Origin of the sequence: Mesorhizobium sp. B2-4-3 (assembly GCF_006442815.1) — a bacterium.
GTDB lineage: Bacteria > Pseudomonadota > Alphaproteobacteria > Rhizobiales > Rhizobiaceae > Mesorhizobium.
The window spans coordinates 69,211-87,714 of record NZ_VFVL01000016.1; the positions used below are offsets into that span (position 1 = coordinate 69,211).

An 18,504-nucleotide genomic window follows, 5' to 3' on the forward strand; every position below is an offset into this window, starting at 1 on the left:
CACAGTCCTGCAATCGACATGAAATGAAGCTGAAACAGACCTGACTTAACGCAGTGACGGGCGCCTCCCTGCCCGCATAGAGGAGAAAGAAATGTCTATCCTGTCGTCCATCGGTCGGCTTGCGACCGAATTCAGCGCGGCCCGCGCCCGCTACCAGACCGAACGCGCCATCCATGCCCTGCCGATCGAACTGCAGAAGGACATCGGCTGGCCGGAAGCCGCCGACGCCAAGACCGGCATGCGCTTCGGCGTCGGAAGCTGGGCCGGAGCGAAGTAATCACGTGTGTGTGGAGTTCTGAAGGCCTGTCGGATCAGCTCGGCAGGCCTTTCGTTTTGTTTGGAACCTTTTGTTTGCATTCAAACGACTTTTCCAGCCATGCGGAGACTGCATGACGCATATGAACAAGCCGCATAGCGGGTTAATTTGTGAATTAAACCATTGTAAATAATTGAAAATTTTGAGCACACTGCCTAAAAACGTCGCAAATGATGTCGCTTTTCATAACAAGCGCTTCGCTTTTGCGATTTAGTTTTTGCTGAAGTGAGCCTATATCCACACCAGCAAACGAGCTGCCCCACTCCTTAAGCGAAGGCGACCCGTCTGAGCAACCAAATGGAGATGATGATGAAGCTCTTTGCCCGCCTGTTCGCCCGCCGCGAAATGAACCTGACGACCGCTCTCGAGCGTCAGCGTCTCGCCAAGACCATGCCCGGCCAGACCGGCGCCATGAATGCTGCCCGCCTCGGCTTCGTCGCCTGAGGCAATCGGCATCCAAAGCTGAAATTCAACGCCGCCCGGTTAACCGAGGCGGCGTTTTCACGTGCATTGATGTCGATTGCCCGGGCGACGGCGCTTTATGCCCAGCTGAATTGCCCATTTGCGACCCGTGTCGCAAATTTAATCTTCACTAAGCCGCCTACCCGATTGACAGGAATGGTTTTTCCTGATGACGCTATGCTGTTCGCGACATCCTGTTCGCGTCATGGCTGCGTGAGGTTTCCCCGTGAATGCCGTAAAGCATCCGATCAAGAGATCGTTTGTATTCTTCCTCATTCCCGATTTCACCATGATCGCCTTCGCGACGGCGCTCGATCCGCTGCGCTCGGCCAACCGGATGCTCGGCTACGAAGCCTATCGTTGGCGGCTGGCCAGCATAGACGGCAAGCCGGTGCGCGCCTCGAACGGCGTCGAATGCGCCGTCAACACTTCGCTCGAGGAAGAGCGCAAGAAGATGGCCGGGCCGGATCGGCCGAACATGGCGATCGTCTGCAGCGGCATCAATGTCGAGCGCTACCACAACAAGTCGGCCTTCGCCTGGCTGCGCGAGGAGTATAATCGCGGCGTCGCCGTTGGCGGCCTCTGCACCGGCGCGCATATCCTGGCCGCCGCCGGCCTGTTGTCCAACAAGCGCTGCGCCATCCACTGGGAGAACCTGCCGGGCTTTTCCGAGGCGTTCCCGAAGGCCAATGTCTTTGCCGACCTCTTCGAGGTCGACCAGAACGTCTACACCTGCGCCGGCGGCACCGCCGCGCTCGACATGATGCTGAAGCTGATCGGCGACGATTTCGACGAAAGCCTCGTCAACCGCGTCTGCGAGCAGGTGCTGACCGACCGCGTGCGCAGCCCGACCGACCGCCAGCGCCTGCCGCTGCGCGCCCGCCTCGGCGTGCAGAACTCCAAGGTGCTCACCATCATCGAGCTGATGGAGGCCAACCTTTCCGAGCCTCTGTCGCTGATCGAGATCGCCGACCATGTCGATCTGTCCCGCCGGCAGATCGAGCGCCTGTTCCGCACCGAGATGGGCCGCTCGCCTGCCCGCTACTATCTGGAGATCCGGCTCGACCGCGCCCGGCACCTGCTCATCCAGTCTTCGATGCCGGTGGTCGAAGTGGCGGTCGCCTGCGGCTTCGTCTCCGCCTCGCATTTCTCCAAATGCTACCGCGAGCTCTACGCCCGCTCGCCGCAGCAGGAGCGCGTCGACCGCAAGCAATTGCTGGCTGCTTGATTAGGTGTCGCATGAGTACGAGAACTACCCAGTCCGAAAATCTGGCCGACCGCGGCAGGTTTCATCTCGACCCAGAGAAATGGGCTGCGTTCATTGCGGCTCTGGATGCTCCGATCCGTGATCTTCCACGCCTGAAACGTCTCTTGAACGAGCCGAGCATCTTTTCCGATCCCGATCCAGTATGAGTCGAACTGACTACGTCCGCGCGGTCCGCATCGCCTCGATGCGAATATCCTCGGTCAGTTGCGCCTTGAGCGCCGAGAATTCCGGGCTGGTCTTCAGCGTGTAGTGACGCGGATGCGGCAGCTCGACCGGCACGTCCGACTTGATGCGGCCGGGCCGGGCGCTCATCACGATCACCCGCGACGCCATGAAGATCGCCTCCTCTATGTCGTGGGTGACGAACAGCACCGTCTTCTTGCGCCGCTCCCAGATGCCGAGCAGCAGTTCCTGCATCAGACCGCGCGTCTGGTTGTCCAGCGCGCCGAACGGCTCGTCGAGCAATAGGATCGCGGGGTCGTTGGCCAAAGCGCGTGCGATCGCCGTGCGCTGCTGCATGCCGCCCGACAGCTGCTTGGGCCAATGATTCTCGAAACCCTTCAGGCCGACCAGATCGACGTAGGAGGCGACGACCTCGTTGCGCTCGCGCTCTGGCCGGCCTTGCTCGCGCAGGCCAAAGCCGATGTTCTCGGCGACCGTCAGCCAGGGAAACAGCGTGTAGGACTGGAACACCATGCCGCGGTCCGGCCCCGGCCTTGTGACCGCCTTGCCGTCGAGCAGCACGCGGCCGGTGCTCGGCGCCTCCAGCCCGGCGACGATCCTCAGCAGCGTCGACTTCCCACAACCGGACGGCCCCAGGATGGTGATGAAATCATTGGCCGCGACCGCAAGGTCGACCGGCTGCAGCGCCTGCACCGGCTGACCGCCCCTCACCCCCGCAAAGGTCCGCGAAACGCCTTCGATGAGAAGCTTGCTCACGCCAGGCTCCATGGATAGAGCCAGCGGTTGAGCGCCTTGAAGGCGAAGTCGGACAGAAGCCCTATCAGTCCGATGACGATGATGCCGAAGATGATCTGCCCCGTCGCCAGCCGCGACTGGCTGTTGATGATCATGTAGCCGATGCCCGACGACGAGCCGATCAGCTCGGCGACGATCACATAGGTCCAGGCCCAACCGAGCACCAGCCGCAGGGTCTCGGCGATCTCCGGCGCGTTGGCCGGCATGATGACACGCCTGACGATGCCGTTGTCGGTCGCCCCCAGCGTATAGGCGGCCTCGACCAGATCCCGCCTCGTGCCGCCGACCTTGACCGCGATGATCAGAATGATCTGGAACACCGAGCCGACGAAGATCACCAGGAGCTTTTCCAGCTCGCCGATGCCGGCCCACAGGATGAGCAGCGGGATGAAGGCCGACGCCGGCAGGTAGCGCGCAAAGGACACGAACGGCTCGAGGAAGGCTTCGACCGGCTTCCAGGCGCCCATGGCAATGCCGATCGGCACCGCGACGATCGAGGCCAGCACGAAGCCGCCGAAGACGCGCCAGATGGTGATCAGGATATCCAGCCAGAACCGATCCTCGGTGAGCAGCCGCCAGCCATCCTTCAGCATCGACAGCGGATCGGCGAGGAAGATCCGGTTCACATGGCCGCCGAGCGTGATCCACGCCCAGAACGCCACGAACAGCACGAAAAAGGCGATGCCGAGCACGGTTCGCGTGCCCGGTGCAACGGGGTGCAAGGGACGCAGCATCAGGCCCTGTCCTTGAAGAGGAGGAACGGCGGCTTGTCGCCGCCGTCGATCGAAAAATGCGCGATCAGTTGGCGACCGCGCTGGTGTCGGCAAGCGTCGTCACATCCGGCGCTTCCTTGATCAATCCCATCTGCAGCAGCAGCTCGGCGGCCGTCTTGGAAAAGTCCTGGAAATCCTTGGTGAAGAACTGCTTGTTCTCCGCCTTGTCGGCCCATTTCAGGTACTTGGCCGAGTCCTCGAACTCCTTGGCCGACTGCTTCACGTCGGCGCCCATGATCTCATAGGATTTCTGCGGATCCTTCTTGATCATGTCGAGCGCGTCGAAATAGCTGTCGGCGAGCGCCTTGGCGGCATCGGGATTGGCCTTGAGGAAGTCCGGCGTGCAGCCGACCGTATCCAGCACCATCGGATAATCGAGCGTGGTCGCCAGGATATGGCCCTGGTCGGCCTTGTCGCGCACCGCCGAAATGAAGGGCTCGTAAGTGACCGCGGCATCGTTCTGGCCGGCGAGGAAGGCTTGCGCCGCCGCATCCGGCTCCAGGTTGACGACCGTCACGTCCTTGGTCGACATGCCGTTCTTGTTCAGCACCCAGGCAAGCAGGAAATAGGGCGAGGTTCCGGGCGCGGACGAGGCGACATTCTTGCCCTTGAGATCGGCGACGGTCTTGATGTCGTTGCGCACGACGATGCCGTCGGCGCCATAGGATTTGTCGAGCTGGAAGATCTGCTTGGTGGTGACGCCACTGGCGTTCCACACCATCCAGGTCTCGACCGTGGTCGCTGCGCATTGCAGGTCGCCGCTGGCGATGGCCAGCGGTCGGCTCGCCTGCGGCACTTTCTTGAGCGTGACATCCAGCCCGTGCTTTTCGAAAAGCCCGGCCTGCTTTGCCAAGGTCAGCGGCGCGAAGCCGGTCCAGCCGCTGATGCCGATGGTGAGCGACGTAGCGGCCATGGCCGGCGCGCTGAGCACGGCGACCGCCGTCAGCGCCGCCGCGAAGATGGAGGTTCTGTTCATTGTGGTTCCCCTTTTTTGTGGTGAGCGCAAATTGTCTCACAGACGCCAAAAGGCTTGTCAATGAAGCAGACGCCGCACTCGACCTTGATCCAAGCTGGAGCATGGTCCCGAAAAGTGGATCCGGTTTTCGGAAGAGATCATGCTCCGAAGAGTTAGATCGGGATGACGATTCGTCATTCTGATCGAATGCCGGGCGGCGCGCCTGGAGCGGCCTCTCGATCCGTCACGGCATGCCCCAGCCGCGATTGCGCCACATCTTCTCGCCCGCCATGCAGTCCGCTGCCGGCCTGCTGTCGGCGAGCACGACCGGCGGATGCGCGGCCTCTTCCGCCGCCCATCGCAGTGAAGCGGGACCGGCAAGCTCGAGCACCAGCTTGCGGCGGATCGCTTCTGGGAACTGCGTCCAGTCATTGACCGGGATCATGAAGGCGCCCGGTCCGCCGATGACGCAGTCGCTGTAATAGCGGTCGAGATTTTCCACATCGAAGGCGCCGCTGAACCCGCCGCGCGTCATCAGCGGCAGGCCGTTGATGGTGATGCCTTGCTTGACCACCGCGTCGCGCGTGAGGTCGACCGGCGCGCCCTGGTTGTTGGGTCCGTCGCCCGAGACGTCGATGACGCGCTTCGTGCCTTCAAAACCGCTCTCGGCGAACAGGTCGCTGCCGAAGCTCAGCGCGCCGGAGATCGAGGTCCGCCGGGCGCTGTCCGGCGGCAGCGCATTCATTTGCGCCACAACCCTCTCGGCGTCGGCGCGGTTGGCGATCACCGTCCACGGCACGATCACGCGCTGCCATGTCGTGCCGGCCCATTCGACATAGGTGACGGCGATCTTGCCATAGGCGCCGTCGGCGATGGCCTTCAGCACATTGTCATGCGTCAGCGCCGCCGCGTAGCCGTGGCGCTGGATCTCCAACTCGGCGGGCGACATCGAAAGCGAAACATCGACCGCCAGCACCAGCTCGACATCGACCGGTTCTGCGGGAGAAGCTGGCGGCGTCAGCCAGAGCGCCAGCGCCAGCGCGGCACTGCCTGAAAAGATATGCCTTGCGCGGGCATAAGCAGACATGGAGCAAGATTAGGCGAAAATCACCGCGCGCAAAAGCCGGGAATCCGGGGCATCGGATTCTGCCGGCGGCGGAACCTTCCTAAAAATATCGCGCGAGGTTCGAACGGACACGCTCCAGCACGGTATCGCCGGAAAGGTCGGGCACGAACTTCGCGCCGGTGATCGCCTCGTAGGCCTGGATATAGACCGCTGAGGCCTGGTTGACGATCTCGTCCGGAATGTTGGGGATCGGATCCTTGTAGGGATCGCAGCGCGCCGACACCCATGACCGGATAAAATCCTTGTCGAAACTCTGCGGCCGCCCGCCGCCTTCGAACGCCTCATCGTAGCTCGCCGCGATCCAGTAGCGGCTGCTGTCGGGCGTGTGGATTTCGTCCGCAAGCACGATGGCGCCGTCCGGCGCCGTGCCGAACTCATACTTGGTGTCGGCCAGGATCAGGCCGCGTTCGGCCGCGCGCTGCTGGCCGCGAGCGAACAGCTGCAGCGCATAGCGCGATACGGTGTCCCACTGCGCCTGCGTGAGCAGCCGCTCTGCGATGATCTCGGCTTCCGACAGCGGCTCGTCATGGCCGCCATGCGCAGCCTTGCTGGTCGGCGTGATGATCGCTTGCGGCAGCTTTTCGTTGTCGCGCAGCCCGTCCGGAAGACTGTGGCCGTAGAAGCTCCGCTCGCCCTTTCTGTACTTGGTCAGGATCGAGGTGCTGGTGGTTCCCGCCAGATAGCCGCGCACCACGATCTCGACCGGCAGCATGTCGAGCCGCGTGCCGACGACGACATTGGGGTCGGGATATTCCAGCACATGGTTGGGACAGATGTCGGCGGTTTCCTCGAACCAGTAGCGCGCCGTCTGGGTGAGCACTTCTCCCTTGAACGGGATCGAGGCCAGGATCGTGTCGAATGCGCTCAGACGATCGGTGGCGATGATAATGCGGCGCCCGTCCGGCAGATCGTAGTTCTCGCGCACCTTGCCATTGTAGCGGTTGGGCAGCTCGGGAATGAAGGCGTCGGACAGGATGCGCATGGGGCGTGTGGCTTTCGCGGGCTTCTGATGCGGCCACATAAGCCGCTGGCCTCCTGCACATCAAGCCGGATGCTGCGGAGCGCGCTTCTTATTGCCGGCAGCGCGAAACGCCCGCCAGTTCGGCCTGAAGGACGGCGGAATCCAGATTAGGATACCGGCTGTGGCCGCAGGCACAATGACCGCGAAACGCAGGATCGAAAGCACGACGCCGCAGAAGCCGACGATCCGCGTAGCGGTCTCCGCGCCCAACCGTGGCGCAAGCAGATGCCTGGCGATCGCTCCGCCATCGAGCGGGTAGGCCGGGAGGAGGTTGAGAATGGCCAGAACCGCGTTCACCAGGGCGCCAAGCCAAAACGTCCACTCCAGAAGCGTGTCCGGTCTCGGCGGAGGCGAACTGAAAAGACCGTCCGGCTCGGCCGGCAACAAGGACCGGGCAAAAAGGTAATAGGCAGTTGCGAAACCCGCCGCCAGCACGATGTTCACCAGCGGCCCGGCGAAGGAGATCCACGCCCAGCCGTAAGGCGAAGCCGCGCCGGGCTTGAACCAGGCAATTCCGCCGAAGAGGTATAGATCTATCCGTTGGGTGCCGATGCCTTGTCGCCGCGCTGCCCGCACATGGGCAAGCTCATGCAGAAACACCGACAGGAACAGCAGCGCGGCAAAGATGAGGGTATGGGTCAGGGCGCTCCGGGGGCGGGTCGACCAATCATGCAGGAACGGCAGGGCGGCGGGAATGGCAAAGGTCCAGCTGACACGAACGGGAATGTTCCCCTTCATCGTGAAGACGAATGCGTCGTTCTTCCTGTCCCAGCCGAACCGTTGCAAGCTTGCCCACTCCGCCCGGCGCAACGCTATGCGAGAATCCTGGCATACAAAAGAGAAAAGCCCGGTCGAAGCCGGGCTTTCGCATTCGTGCTTCAATGTCCACGATCTCAACTGCGCGGCTTGAGGTTCTCCGGGTCGTAGAGCGGTTTGTAGCCGACGCCGGCGACCTCGACCGGATAGGTCTCGCCAAAATACTCGACCTGCAGCTTGCGGCCCTCCTGGGCGAAGGTCCAGGGCAGGTAAGCGAGCGCGATGTTCTTGCCAATCGTCGGGCCGTAGGCGACCGAGGTGGTGAAGGAGCGGCGGCCGAGCTCGTCGACCAGCGTCTCGCCGGTCGCGGGATCCTGCACCGGCATAGTGCCGACCGGATAGCGCGCGACGCCCTTGGAATCGGTGTTCCCGGTCATCACCAGCGTGCACAGCATCGCCGGCTGGTGCTCGCGGGCGCGATACTCCAGATGCCTGGCCTTGCCGCAGAAGTCGTTCTCCTTGACCTTCGGGCGGGCAAGGTCGGCCTCGAGCAGATTGTATTCGGTCAAGAGGTCGGCGTTCTGCAGCCGCAGGCTCTTTTCCATGCGGCGCGTGTTGGCGTAGGTCTCGACGCCGAACGGCATGACGCCGGTCGAGCGCAGCGCGTCCCAGACAGCCAGGCCGTCCTCGTAGCGCATATGCAGTTCCCAGCCCTGCTCGCCGACATAGGAGATGCGGAAGGCGGTGACGTCCTTGCCGCCGATGCGGATCGGCTTGATCGCCGCGAAGGGGAAATTCTCCGGCGTCAGGCCCTCCGGGTTTTCGACCACTTTCTGCAGAGTGATACGGGCGTTCGGCCCCCAGATGCCGATGGTGACGTATTTCTCGGTCACGTCGGTGACGGTTGCGTCGAAGCTTTTGTCCTGCGCGGTGCGCTGCATGTAGCGGAAGTCGCGCGGGCCGGCGTCGGCGCCGTCGATCACCCGGCAGCGGTCCGCCATACGGATGACCGTGAAGTCCGCGCGCACCATGCCTTCCTCGTCGAGGAAGTGCGTGTAGATGCCCTTGCCGATATTGTTGTCGCCGCCGATCTTGGCCGCGCACAGCCATTCCAGCAGCGCGACATGGTCGGGGCCTTCGACGTCGTACATGGAGAAATGCGACAGGTTGACGATGCCGCAATCCTCGCTCATCGCCAGATGCTCGGCATTGGAGACGCGCCAGAAATGGCGGTTGTCCCACTCGTTCTCGCGCACGGGAACCCGGTTGCCGTATTTTTCGAGGAGATGCTCGTTGGCGGCATAGCCGTGCGCGCGCTCCCAGCCGCCCAGCTCCATGAAATAGCCGCCGAGCTCCTTCTCGCGCTCCCAGAACGGCGAGCGGCGGATGTTGCGGCCCTTGGAGAAGGGCTCGCGCGGATGCACCGCCGGATTGTAGACCTTCATCGCCGTTTCGGTACAGCGATCCCAGATGAACTGTTCCTTGGTCTGGTGCGGATAGAAGCGCGAATAGTCGATCGCGTGATGGTCGATCGACGTGCGACCGTCGGTCATCCAGTCGGCGATCAGCTTGCCCATGCCCGGGCCGTCCTTGACCCAGATGGCGACGGCGTACCAAAGCCCCCTCACCTTCTGGCTTTCGCCCATCGACGGGCCGCCATCAGTGGTCACCTGCAGCAATCCGTTGAAGGAATGGCCTTCGTTATATCCGAGCTCGCCCAGGATCGGCGTCAGCTCCATGGCGCGCTCCAGCGGCGCCATGATCTGCTCCATGTCGAGATCGCGCTGCGACGGCGAGAGCCGCGCCTGGTCTTTTTCGAGCAGATCGCGCGGGTGGCACAGACGCGGATTGGTCTCCTCGTAATAACCCCATTCGATCTGCCCGCCCTCAGCGGTCTTCGGGTCGCCGGTGTCGCGCATATAGGCCGAGTTGCCCTGGTCGCGCAGCAGCGGCCAGCCGATCTCCTTGCCGGTTCCGGCGAACTCGTTGTAGGGGCCGAAGAAGGTGAGCGGATGGTCGATCGGCATGACCGGCAGATCCTCGCCGACCAGCGCCGCGGTGAGCCGGCCCCAGATGCCGGTGCAGACCACGACATAATCGGCCTCGATCGTGCCGCGCTCCGTCACCACGCCCTTGATGCGGCCGTTCTCGACGACCAGCGACTTCGCCGAAGTGTTGGCGAAAGCCTGCAGCTTGCCGGCGGCAACCCCTTGGTCGACCAGCTTGCCGGCGACCGTCTGAGAGCGCGGGATGACGAGACCGGCATCCGGGTCCCAAAGGCCGCCCTGCACCAGATGCTCCTCGATCAGCGGGAATTTTTCCTTGATCTCGGCCGGCTCGATCAGCCGCGCGCGGGTGCCGAAGGATTTGGCCGAGGCGATCTTGCGCTTGATCTCGTCCATGCGGGCGTCGTCGCCGACGCGCGCCACCTCGAGGCCGCCGACGCGGGCGTAGTGGCCCATCTTCTCATAGAAATCGATCGAGTAGAGCGTCGTCCAGCATGAGAGGAAGTCGTGGCTGGTCGTGTAGCAGAAGTCCGAGGCGTGCGCCGTCGAGCCGATATCGGTCGGGATGCCCGACTTGTCGATGCCGACGATGTCGTCCCAGCCGCGCTCGATCAGATGATGCGCGACCGAAGCGCCGACGATACCGCCCAGGCCGACGATGACGACCTTCGCTTTTTTCGGAAACTCTGCCATTGCCCGCGACTCCAAAGGGATAGACAGGCGCGTCTGCGCGCCCTTCGAATGGCGCACAATATGCAGAGGACGACGGTCGGGCTACCGCCTGTTTGCGACACGCCGCAGGTGCGGCGCGACCCTGCGCGCAGGCGTAGTACTGGATGCGGTTACGCTCAGGCGAAGGCCCAGATGTCCTCGGCCTGGAAGCCGACCTGGTAGCCGGCGGTCTTCAGCTTGACCACGACCTGGCCGATCTCGGCGGCCGGCAGCGCGCCGACCTCGACCTTGATCATGCCGGGGCGATAGCGCTCAAGATCGAGCTGTTCGAACACCATCCAGTCGGCGCCTTCGCAGTCGACCAGGAAGGCGTCGATGTGGGTAATGCCGTTACGGTCGAGCAGCGTCTGCAAGGTCTCCGACGGCACCTCGATATCCTTCAGATGCGGCGCGAACTTGTTGAAGTTGGCGTCCGCCTCGCCCCAGGCGTTCTTGCCCGACATCAGATTGGTGTCGGTGACCGACGAGCAGCCGATGAACTCGATCGGCAGCGTGCCGGCCTCGAGCGCGGCGGCATCGAAAGTGTGCACCGTGATCGTACCCTTGGTCCTCGTCACCGCAACCGGCTCGATGACGAAGCGTTCGGCATCCGGGTAATTGGCGCGCAGCCGCTTCTGGTTATACGGGATCGGCTCCACCAGCATGGCGCGCGCCCGCGGGATGCGGTGCAACCAGGGTGTGACGTCGTCGAACAACGCGCCGTCGCAGGCGCCGACATTGACGATCTGGAAAGGTCTGCCACCACCGAAGCGTGCCTTCAGCGCAGCCTTGGCGAGGAACTTCGTGCCGCGCAGCGCTGGTCCGCGATCGAGCAGGCCGCTGGGCAGGCCGAGCGACAGGAAGATGCGCGCCAGGTTGGAAAGCGAGCTCATGACTTGTCTCCGGAAATGACCTGCAGCGCAGCGCGTCGGCCGCTTTGGCTTGCCGATGCCCACAGCGCCATGAGCGGCGCAACGAGCAGGAGGAAGGGCGGCAGAAGGTTGGGAAAATAGATGCGGGTGTCGTGGATCGGGAAGACGGCGAACTTCGCCAGCGCGCCAAGCACGAGCGCCGCCAGCAGGATGCCTGCGCGGCGGTCGAGCCCGAAGCCGGCACGGTTCAAGCCGAACCAGCCGGCCAAGGCCAGCACCGAAACGCCGACCCAGTTGTTGACGCTGATGGCGCGCACGACTGAGGCGGCGAAGGCCTTGAGGTAGGCCGCTATCGAAAACGGCGGCTCGAACCCGTCCATATTGTAGTGCTGCTCGATGCTGGAAAACCAAAGATGCGGCCACCAGCCCGGATGCTGGGCCCAGTGCGAAATGGCGAAATAGGCGATGAAGGACGCGGCAAAGCCGGCCAGCGCCCCCCACGCCCTCTCGCGAAAAGCGACGAGCAGCACCGCGAAAATGGCGAGGAAGACGATGTTGTCGGGCCTGGCCATGAACGCCAGGAAAAGCAGGACCGCCGTCGCCGCCTCGCGCTTGCGCATATAGGCGAAGAGCCCACCCAGGAATAGCGCCGAGCACAAGAGGTCCGGCGTCGAAGCGCGTGCCGCGTCGCCGAAATCGGCCATGATCAGGATCGCGCCGACCACGGGCGCCAGCGCCAGCGCGCCTTGCGCGCGCAGCCAGGCGAGCGCGACGGCGCCGAACAGAAGCACCGAAAACACCTGCACCAGCCGCATCGCCTCGACCGGCGAGACAGCATGGCTGAGACCGGACAGGATCTCGGCATAGAGGAACTTGATCCGGTACATGCCGAGCAACGAATGGAAGTCTGCCGCGTTTTCGCTCATATGGCTGCGGAAGCCGCCGCCATCGTCGCTCAGCGCCTTGTAATCGCCGGCCGGCACGCCGGCCTTGACCGTGCTGTAGGCATAGTCGTGCAGCGCCTGCGGATCGGGATAGGCGCCCTCCTCGGCGATCGCCAGATAAGGCAGCATGTCCCAATTGGCGTCGGGCATGAACCAGGCGGTCGCGGCGGTGAGCAGGATATAGAGCGAAAAGGCGATCGCCCCGATCGGCGCCGCCCATTTCGCGTAAGCCCCCTCGCCCAACGCCAGACCGGCGCCGGTCAGCCGTTCCAGCGGATTGGTCGGAGCGGACGGCTTGGTCAGCATGCTCAGCGGCCTCTATTTGCCGACCTGGCTTTTCACGAAATCCTTCACGATCGCCACGATGCCGCGCGACAACAGGCTGTCGAAGGCATCGACGAAGCGGTCGACATGCTCGGGCTGGCAGATCAGCGGCGGCTCGAGCCGGATGACGTTGCGGTTGTATTCTGTGAAGGCGACGAGCACGTCGTAGTCGCGCAGCAGCAGCGAGCCGACGAAGCCCGACAGCGAGCCCTTCAGCTTGTCGTCGAGCACGCTGACGACCGGACGCAGCACCATCGGCAGGGTCTGCGAGAAATCGTGGAACTCGAGCCCGATCATGAAACCCTTGCCGCGCACGTCCTTGATGATCTTTGGATATTTCTCCTTGAGCGCCCGCAACCGCTGCAGAAGGTACTCGCCCGTCGAGGCGGCGTTGTCGATCAGGCCTTCGTCATAGAGCACGTTGATGCCCTCGATCGCGGTGACGCAGGCCTCGCCCATGCCGCCGAAGGTCGCCATCGCATGGATCATCGCCGTCTTCGGCGTGCCATAGGCCTTCATGTAGACGTCGCGCTTGGCGATCATGGCGCCGACCGCCGCCTTGCCGGCGCCCAGCGATTTCGCCAGCGCCGTCACGTCCGGCACCACGCCATAATGCTCGAAAGCATAGAAGCGGCCCGAGCGGCCATAGCCGCACTGCACCTCGTCAGCCACCCACAGCACGCCATGCTGGTCGCAAAGCGCGCGCAGCTTCTGCCAATATTGCGCCGGCGCCTGGATGATGCCGCCGCCGCCCTGGATGGTTTCCAAGACGATGACGCCGATCTCGGGATCGCTCTTGAACAGCCGCTCGACGGCGTCGATGTCGGCAAAGGGAACGCGCACGACATTGTCGGCGACCTTGAAGTCGGCGCGGTAGAGCTGACCGTCGGTGATCGCCAGCACGCCCTTGGTCTTGCCGTGGAAGGAATTCTCGGCATAGACGACCTTCGGTCGCTTCGGGCCGGCGGCGCGCTCGGCGAGCTTCACCGCCGCCTCCATCGCTTCCGAGCCGGAGGAGCCGAGGAACACCATGTCGAGGTCGCCGGGCGAGCACTTGGCAATGTTGTGCGCCAGCGCCCCCGCATATTGCGACATGAAGGCGATGGCTATTTCCTGGCGCTTCTCCTCCTGGAACTTTTTCCGCGCTTCCAGGATGCGCGGATGGTTGTGGCCGAAGGCGAGCGAGCCGAAGCCGCCGAAGAAGTCGAGGATCTTGCGGCCGTTCTGGTCGATGTAGAACATGCCCTCGGCGCGCTCGATCTTGATCTTGTGGAAGCCGAGCAGCTTCATGAAATGCAGCTGTCCAGGATTGAGATGCGCCTTGAACAGGTCGGTGATGCGAGCGACATCCAGCGCCTTGGCCTGCTCGACGCTGATCAGGTCGGGCTTGGCGATGGTCGCCGGTGACAGCGCCGGCGCATCGACCAGCGTGCGCGTTCCGGGATGTTCCGGCTTGGCCATGACGGTCATCTGAAAAATCTCCCTTCGCGCTCTATTCGGCGGGAACGTGTCTGGTGGCGACGGCGTGGCCGTCCTTCTTGGCGCGATATTCGCCGTAGGCTGCGATCAGCATGTCCTCGTCGCGATATTGCGGCACCCAGCCGAGCTGGCGCTCGGCCTTGGACACGTCGAGCACGCATTCCTCGTCGGCGATCAGATACTGTTCCGGATCCATGATCGGCATGTTCAACAGGTCGAGCAGGTCGAGCGTGCGCTTGACCGCCCAGCCGGGCGTCGGCAGCAGGATCGACCTCGAGCCGGCATGTTTGATCAGGTCGCCGAGCAGTTTTTTGACCGGCGGCGGATTGAGCGAGCCGAGATTATAGGCTTCGTTCGGCACGCCGGCTTTCCAGGCCGCGCGGGCGGCTTCCGCGCAGTCGAACACCGAGATGAACTGGTAGGGATTCCGGCCCGAACCGATCATCGGCACCGGAAGATTCCAGTCGATCAGCTTGAATAGCTTTTCCAGGATGCCGAGGCGGCCGGGCCCGATGATCAGGCGCGGCCTGAACAGCGAGATCGACATGCCGCGCATGCGCCATTCGGCGGCGAGCTCCTCGGTCTTCAGCTTCGACAGCCCGTACTCGCCGAGCGGCGAGACCGGATGTTCCTCGGTCATCGGCATCGTGATCGTATGACCGTAGATCATGTCGGTCGTGTAGTGGACGAGCTTCGAGGCGCCTGCCTTGTCCATCGCCTGCATGATGTTCTCGGTGCCGTGGAAATTCACCGGGAAGAAGAAATCATGCCGCTTGGCGCGCACCTGGATCGGCGACAGCATCTTGGCCGACAGATTGTAGACCATGTCGTCGGCCTTGAGCCCGACCGCCGCGACCGAGGCCGGATCGGTGACGTCGCATGTAATGAAGCGCACCGAGCGGTAATGCGGCAGGTCGCTCTTCACGATGTCGGCGACGACGACGGTCTCGCCGTCCGCGACAAGCTTGGGGGCAAGGTGGCGGCCGACGAAGCCGTCGCCGCCGAAAATCACATGTCTCATCGAACGATCTCGCTTGTGCCGATCTTGTCGGGGGTGATGGATGCGGTCTGGTCCTCATGCCCGCAGCCACTTTGCGCGATCAGGATCGTGCCGACGCAGATGCAGGCGATGCCGGCGATGCGCCAGCCATTGAGGTCCTCGCGGAAGACGAAATAGGCGAAGATCGCCACGGCGACATAGGCGAGGCTGAGGAACGGATAGGCGAAGCTGAGCTCGACCTTGGACAGCACATAAAGATGCGACACCATCGAGATGACGAAGGTGCAGAGGCCCAGGAACACCCAGGGGCTGAACACGATCTGCAGGAGCTTGACGAGCGGATTGACGCCTTCGAAGGAGATCGGGCCCATCGACATCATGCCCTGCTTCAGCATCAGCTGCGCCGCGGCATTGGTCATGACCGTAAAGAGAATGAAGATTATGTATTTCATTGTTGCCACCCGCCCCGTGGGCGGTCCTATTACAAACCTGCAAATATTTCGTGAAGCCCGGATGGTATTTTGCGTAAACCATAGCGTAACACTTCGTTTACCATGATTTATTCGACTTTTATCTATTCCGCGGCTTCCGAAACTCCACTCCTTACATCCAGTCTTTTCGCCGTCCGCGCCCAGAAGCTCGACAGGAAGGCTGGGTCGCGGAGCGCCTCCAGCCGCTGCCATCGCGGGAACGACGCGGCAAAGATTTCAGGCTCCATCCGGGCGTCCTTGTAGGGATTCACCGCCCCACCCGCCTCGACGGCGATGCGGTCGAGCTCGGCAAGCAGTCGCAACGTCCTTTCGCCCCGGTTGGGGAAATCGAGCGTCAGCGTGTAGCCCGGCCGCGGGAACGACAGCAGCGCCGGCGAGCGGACGTCGCCGAAGCGCTTGAGCACGGTCAGGAACGATCCCTCGCCCGCCCGCCGTGCCGCCTCGAGCAGCGCCGGCACGATGCGGCGCGCATTTGCCTCCGGCACCACGCTCTGGTGCTGGAAAAGCCCGCGCGGCCCGTAGAGCCGGTTCCAGTCGCGGATGCCGTCGAGCGGAAAGAAGAAACCCTGATAGCCCGCCTGGCGCGGAGCCGCGGACTTGCCCTTTTTCCAACGGTAGACCGCGTTGAAGGTCGCGAGGAAAGGCCGGTTGAGGACGTTGAATGGCGGCTGCACCGGCACGGAGAGCCGGCTGCCGGCGCGCACGGCGGCGTGCGAGCCGTGCTCGGCGTGGTTGCCGGTGAACAAAAGGCCGCGCCCGCGCCTTTTGCCCCCGGCAAGCTGATCGATCCAGGCGACGGCATATTCGTTGGCCTGGTCGGCAGCCTCGGCAAGATCGAAGAATTCGCCGAGATCGCGAAACCGCGTCGCCTTTTCCGTTATGTCGAGCGAGGGCACCCGCATCAGCTTGATCGATGCCGAAAGGATAAGCCCGGTCAGCCCCATTCCGCCGATCGTTGCCGCGAACAGACGGACATTGTCTGTCTGCGAGCAGCGATAGGTCCGGCCGTCGGACCGAAGCAGCGTCAAGGTCTCGACGTGGCAGCCGAAGGTGCCGCGCCGATGGTGGTTCTTGCCATGGACGTCGTTGGCGATCGCGCCGCCCAGCGTGACGAACTGCGTGCCTGGAACCACGGCCGGAAAGAAGCCGTAGGGCGCGGCATAAGCGATGATGTCGCAAAGCAGCGTCCCGGCATCCGCTTCGAGCACGCCTGTCTCGGCGTTGAAGGAACGGATGCGGTTGAGCGGCCGCATGTCGACCACCATGCCGGCATCGTTTTGGCAACTGTCGCCATAGGAGCGGCCATTGCCGTAGCCGAGCAGCGATCCGGCTTTCGCCTCGCCGCGCTTCAGCAAGGCGATCGCCTCGTCCGTCGGGATCGCCTTGCGCGCCGGCGCCGTCGCCAGTCCGAAGCTGCCGAAGCGCTCGTTCCTCATCACCAGCCTCCGGCGACGAGGAAGACCGCGCCGATGGCGACGACGATCTGGCTGCGCCAGTCGCGGATGATGAAGACGACCGGATCGTCATGCATCTCGTCGCGCCGGGCGAGGATCCAGACGCGCATCGTCAGGTAGAGCACGATCGGCGCCAGCGGCCATATCATCCAGGGATGCGGATAGAGCTCGCGCACCGCCGGGCTGTCCATATAGAGCGCCAGGACCAGCGCCGAGGAAAAGGCGGAGGCCATGCCGGCCTGGGCGACGATTTCCTGGTCCTCGGTGCGATAGCCACGACCGGCGATGCGTTCGCCCGGGGGAATGGCCGTGGTGCGCAGTTCGACAAACCGCTTCACCAGCGCCAGCGACAGGAAGAAGAAGATCGAAAAGGCGAGCAGCCAGAAGGAGACGTCGACGCCGGTGGCCGCCGCGCCCGCCAGCACGCGGATCGTGTAGAGGCCCGCAAGCGTCAGCACGTCGACCAGAAGCATGCGCTTGAACGACAGCGAATAGGCGGTGGTGACGACCATATAGCCTAAAAGCACGCCGAGGAATTCGATCGGCAGGAACAGGCCGGCGACGATGCCGATCGCGAGCAGCGCGACGATCGCGCCGAGACCGAACGGAATGGACAATGCACCGCTGGCGAAGGGCCGGTTGCGCTTTGTCGGATGCTTGCGATCGAGCGCCAGGTCGAAGAAATCGTTGAGGATATAGATGGCGGACGCCACGGCGCTGAAGGAGACGAACGCCAGCAGGCACTGCCAGATCATGTTCGGGTTGAAATATTCGTGCGACAGCACCATCGGCACGGCGATCAGCGCATTCTTCAGCCACTGATGCATGCGCAGCATCTTGACGTAGGTCCTCAGCGTCGGCTTCGGCGCGGGCATGGCCTCGGCGCTATGCGCCGCCTGCCAGCGCCGGGCGCTGCGGTCGGGCGCCACCACGAGCGCGTTGCGCGCGGCGTCGAACACTTTGAGGTCATGACGGCTGTTGCCGGCATAGTCGAAGCCCGCATCGCCATAGGCGGCGACAAGTGCCGCACATTTCCGGCCGGAGGTCATGTTGTGCGGGCCGTCGGTGGCCAGCACGCGATCGAAGATACCGAGATACGCCGCGATCGCCTCGGCGAACTTGCGCGGCGTTCCCGTCGCCAGCACGATCTTGCGACCCTCCCGGTGCTCGGCGCGCAAGCGGTCGAGCAGGTCCTGGCGGTAGGGCAGCGAGGCCGGATCGATGTCGACGCGCCTGGCGATCTCCTGCTTCAGCCGTGCGGGCCCGCCGGTCAGCCAGAGCGGCACAAGAAAGAGATAGAGCGGGTTCTTCTTGAACAGGATGAACAGGCCTTCCCACAGAAGGTCCGTCGCAATCAGCGTGCCGTCGAGATCGACCGCGAGCGGAATTGCGTTCCTGTCCGACCTCGCGTCCATTGCCTGCCCCGATCGAGCGCAGGATCCCGAAACTCCGATCTCGGAACGGAACCATGCGCCAATTCAACCCACGCCGTATGCCGGCGTCCTCGGGTCGGATATAGCGGGTCATGACGCAGCGAACGTTAAAACGCCCGGTTGCAGTGCATTGTTA

At 63.5% G+C, this 18,504-nt stretch carries 18 protein-coding genes; 4 read left to right on the forward strand and 14 right to left on the reverse strand.

What is annotated here, in order from left to right:
• Positions 1-91 precede the first annotated feature (91 nt).
• From FJ956_RS16805 to FJ956_RS16820, 4 genes are all read left to right on the forward strand, one after another.
• A complete protein-coding gene (locus tag FJ956_RS16805; protein ID WP_140541955.1) occupies positions 92-277 on the forward strand; it encodes a hypothetical protein in 186 nt (61 codons plus the stop codon).
• Positions 278-625: 348 nt separating this feature from the next.
• Positions 626-760, forward strand: a complete 135-nt coding sequence (locus FJ956_RS31020; RefSeq protein WP_081482193.1) for a hypothetical protein — start codon at positions 626-628, stop codon at positions 758-760.
• A gap of 307 nt (positions 761-1,067) precedes the next feature.
• Complete coding sequence (locus tag FJ956_RS16815; protein ID WP_254633786.1) at positions 1,068-2,006, forward strand: GlxA family transcriptional regulator; 939 nt, start codon at positions 1,068-1,070, stop codon at positions 2,004-2,006.
• 11 nt (positions 2,007-2,017) lie between these two features.
• Positions 2,018-2,191 carry a DUF1778 domain-containing protein gene (locus FJ956_RS16820; RefSeq protein ID WP_246672101.1) on the forward strand — a complete coding sequence of 58 codons (174 nt, stop codon included), beginning with the start codon at positions 2,018-2,020 and terminating at the stop codon, positions 2,189-2,191.
• 10 nt (positions 2,192-2,201) lie between these two features.
• On the opposite strand, the gene FJ956_RS16825 is transcribed toward FJ956_RS16820, so the two are convergent.
• The 14 genes from FJ956_RS16825 to FJ956_RS16890 form a co-directional block, all read right to left on the reverse strand.
• On the reverse strand, positions 2,202-2,984 hold the full coding sequence (locus FJ956_RS16825; RefSeq protein WP_140678748.1) for an ABC transporter ATP-binding protein: 783 nt from the start codon (positions 2,982-2,984) through the stop codon (positions 2,202-2,204).
• Complete coding sequence (locus FJ956_RS16830) at positions 2,981-3,754, reverse strand: ABC transporter permease (RefSeq protein ID WP_140653656.1); 774 nt, start codon at positions 3,752-3,754, stop codon at positions 2,981-2,983. Before FJ956_RS16830 ends, FJ956_RS16825 begins: the two co-directional genes overlap by 4 nt.
• Positions 3,755-3,821: 67 nt before the next feature.
• Positions 3,822-4,772, reverse strand: a complete 951-nt coding sequence (locus tag FJ956_RS16835) for an ABC transporter substrate-binding protein (protein ID WP_140678746.1) — start codon at positions 4,770-4,772, stop codon at positions 3,822-3,824.
• Positions 4,773-4,995: 223 nt separating this feature from the next.
• The gene (locus FJ956_RS16840) at positions 4,996-5,838 is read right to left on the reverse strand and encodes a DUF1194 domain-containing protein (protein WP_140678745.1); all 843 of its coding nucleotides are present in this window, start codon (positions 5,836-5,838) and stop codon (positions 4,996-4,998) included.
• A 79-nt stretch (positions 5,839-5,917) separates the two neighbouring features.
• Positions 5,918-6,859, reverse strand: a complete 942-nt coding sequence (locus tag FJ956_RS16845) for a phosphoribosylaminoimidazolesuccinocarboxamide synthase (protein WP_140678743.1) — start codon at positions 6,857-6,859, stop codon at positions 5,918-5,920.
• Positions 6,860-6,919: 60 nt separating this feature from the next.
• Positions 6,920-7,684, reverse strand: a complete 765-nt coding sequence (locus tag FJ956_RS16850; RefSeq protein ID WP_140678741.1) for a site-2 protease family protein — start codon at positions 7,682-7,684, stop codon at positions 6,920-6,922.
• Between the two features lie 107 nt (positions 7,685-7,791).
• Complete coding sequence (locus FJ956_RS16855) at positions 7,792-10,353, reverse strand: FAD-dependent oxidoreductase (RefSeq protein WP_140678739.1); 2,562 nt, start codon at positions 10,351-10,353, stop codon at positions 7,792-7,794.
• Between the two features lie 155 nt (positions 10,354-10,508).
• Complete coding sequence (locus FJ956_RS16860) at positions 10,509-11,264, reverse strand: FkbM family methyltransferase (RefSeq protein ID WP_140678737.1); 756 nt, start codon at positions 11,262-11,264, stop codon at positions 10,509-10,511.
• Positions 11,261-12,493 carry a hypothetical protein gene (locus FJ956_RS16865; protein ID WP_140678735.1) on the reverse strand — a complete coding sequence of 411 codons (1,233 nt, stop codon included), beginning with the start codon at positions 12,491-12,493 and terminating at the stop codon, positions 11,261-11,263. Before FJ956_RS16865 ends, FJ956_RS16860 begins: the two co-directional genes overlap by 4 nt.
• Positions 12,494-12,505: 12 nt before the next feature.
• On the reverse strand, positions 12,506-13,972 hold the full coding sequence (locus FJ956_RS16870) for an aspartate aminotransferase family protein (RefSeq protein ID WP_181170240.1): 1,467 nt from the start codon (positions 13,970-13,972) through the stop codon (positions 12,506-12,508).
• 31 nt (positions 13,973-14,003) lie between these two features.
• Positions 14,004-15,011, reverse strand: a complete 1,008-nt coding sequence (locus FJ956_RS16875) for an NAD(P)-dependent oxidoreductase (protein ID WP_140678731.1) — start codon at positions 15,009-15,011, stop codon at positions 14,004-14,006.
• On the reverse strand, positions 15,008-15,442 hold the full coding sequence (locus FJ956_RS16880; RefSeq protein WP_140678729.1) for an EamA family transporter: 435 nt from the start codon (positions 15,440-15,442) through the stop codon (positions 15,008-15,010). Before FJ956_RS16880 ends, FJ956_RS16875 begins: the two co-directional genes overlap by 4 nt.
• Positions 15,443-15,564: 122 nt before the next feature.
• Positions 15,565-16,917 carry an FAD-binding oxidoreductase gene (locus FJ956_RS16885; RefSeq protein WP_140678728.1) on the reverse strand — a complete coding sequence of 451 codons (1,353 nt, stop codon included), beginning with the start codon at positions 16,915-16,917 and terminating at the stop codon, positions 15,565-15,567.
• Positions 16,917-18,350 (reverse strand): UbiA family prenyltransferase, encoded by a 1,434-nt coding sequence (locus tag FJ956_RS16890; protein ID WP_140678726.1) that lies wholly within the window; start codon positions 18,348-18,350, stop codon positions 16,917-16,919. Before FJ956_RS16890 ends, FJ956_RS16885 begins: the two co-directional genes overlap by 1 nt.
• Positions 18,351-18,504 lie beyond the last annotated feature (154 nt).

Bases quoted from the DNA above. Each gene is read 5' to 3' on its own strand.
- FJ956_RS16805 (WP_140541955.1), top strand. From the start codon at position 92: ATGTCTATCCTGTCGTCCATCGGTCGGCTTGCGACCGAATTCAGCGCG.
- FJ956_RS31020 (WP_081482193.1), top strand. From the start codon at position 626: ATGAAGCTCTTTGCCCGCCTGTTCGCCCGCCGCGAAATGAACCTGACG.
- FJ956_RS16815 (WP_254633786.1), top strand. From the start codon at position 1,068: ATGATCGCCTTCGCGACGGCGCTCGATCCGCTGCGCTCGGCCAACCGG.
- FJ956_RS16820 (WP_246672101.1), top strand. From the start codon at position 2,018: ATGAGTACGAGAACTACCCAGTCCGAAAATCTGGCCGACCGCGGCAGG.
- FJ956_RS16835 (WP_140678746.1), bottom strand. From the start codon at position 4,772: ATGAACAGAACCTCCATCTTCGCGGCGGCGCTGACGGCGGTCGCCGTG.
- FJ956_RS16840 (WP_140678745.1), bottom strand. From the start codon at position 5,838: ATGTCTGCTTATGCCCGCGCAAGGCATATCTTTTCAGGCAGTGCCGCG.
- FJ956_RS16845 (WP_140678743.1), bottom strand. From the start codon at position 6,859: ATGCGCATCCTGTCCGACGCCTTCATTCCCGAGCTGCCCAACCGCTAC.
- FJ956_RS16855 (WP_140678739.1), bottom strand. From the start codon at position 10,353: ATGGCAGAGTTTCCGAAAAAAGCGAAGGTCGTCATCGTCGGCCTGGGC.
- FJ956_RS16860 (WP_140678737.1), bottom strand. From the start codon at position 11,264: ATGAGCTCGCTTTCCAACCTGGCGCGCATCTTCCTGTCGCTCGGCCTG.
- FJ956_RS16865 (WP_140678735.1), bottom strand. From the start codon at position 12,493: ATGCTGACCAAGCCGTCCGCTCCGACCAATCCGCTGGAACGGCTGACC.
- FJ956_RS16870 (WP_181170240.1), bottom strand. From the start codon at position 13,972: ATGGCCAAGCCGGAACATCCCGGAACGCGCACGCTGGTCGATGCGCCG.
- FJ956_RS16875 (WP_140678731.1), bottom strand. From the start codon at position 15,011: ATGAGACATGTGATTTTCGGCGGCGACGGCTTCGTCGGCCGCCACCTT.
- FJ956_RS16880 (WP_140678729.1), bottom strand. From the start codon at position 15,442: ATGAAATACATAATCTTCATTCTCTTTACGGTCATGACCAATGCCGCG.
- FJ956_RS16885 (WP_140678728.1), bottom strand. From the start codon at position 16,917: ATGAGGAACGAGCGCTTCGGCAGCTTCGGACTGGCGACGGCGCCGGCG.
- FJ956_RS16890 (WP_140678726.1), bottom strand. From the start codon at position 18,350: ATGGACGCGAGGTCGGACAGGAACGCAATTCCGCTCGCGGTCGATCTC.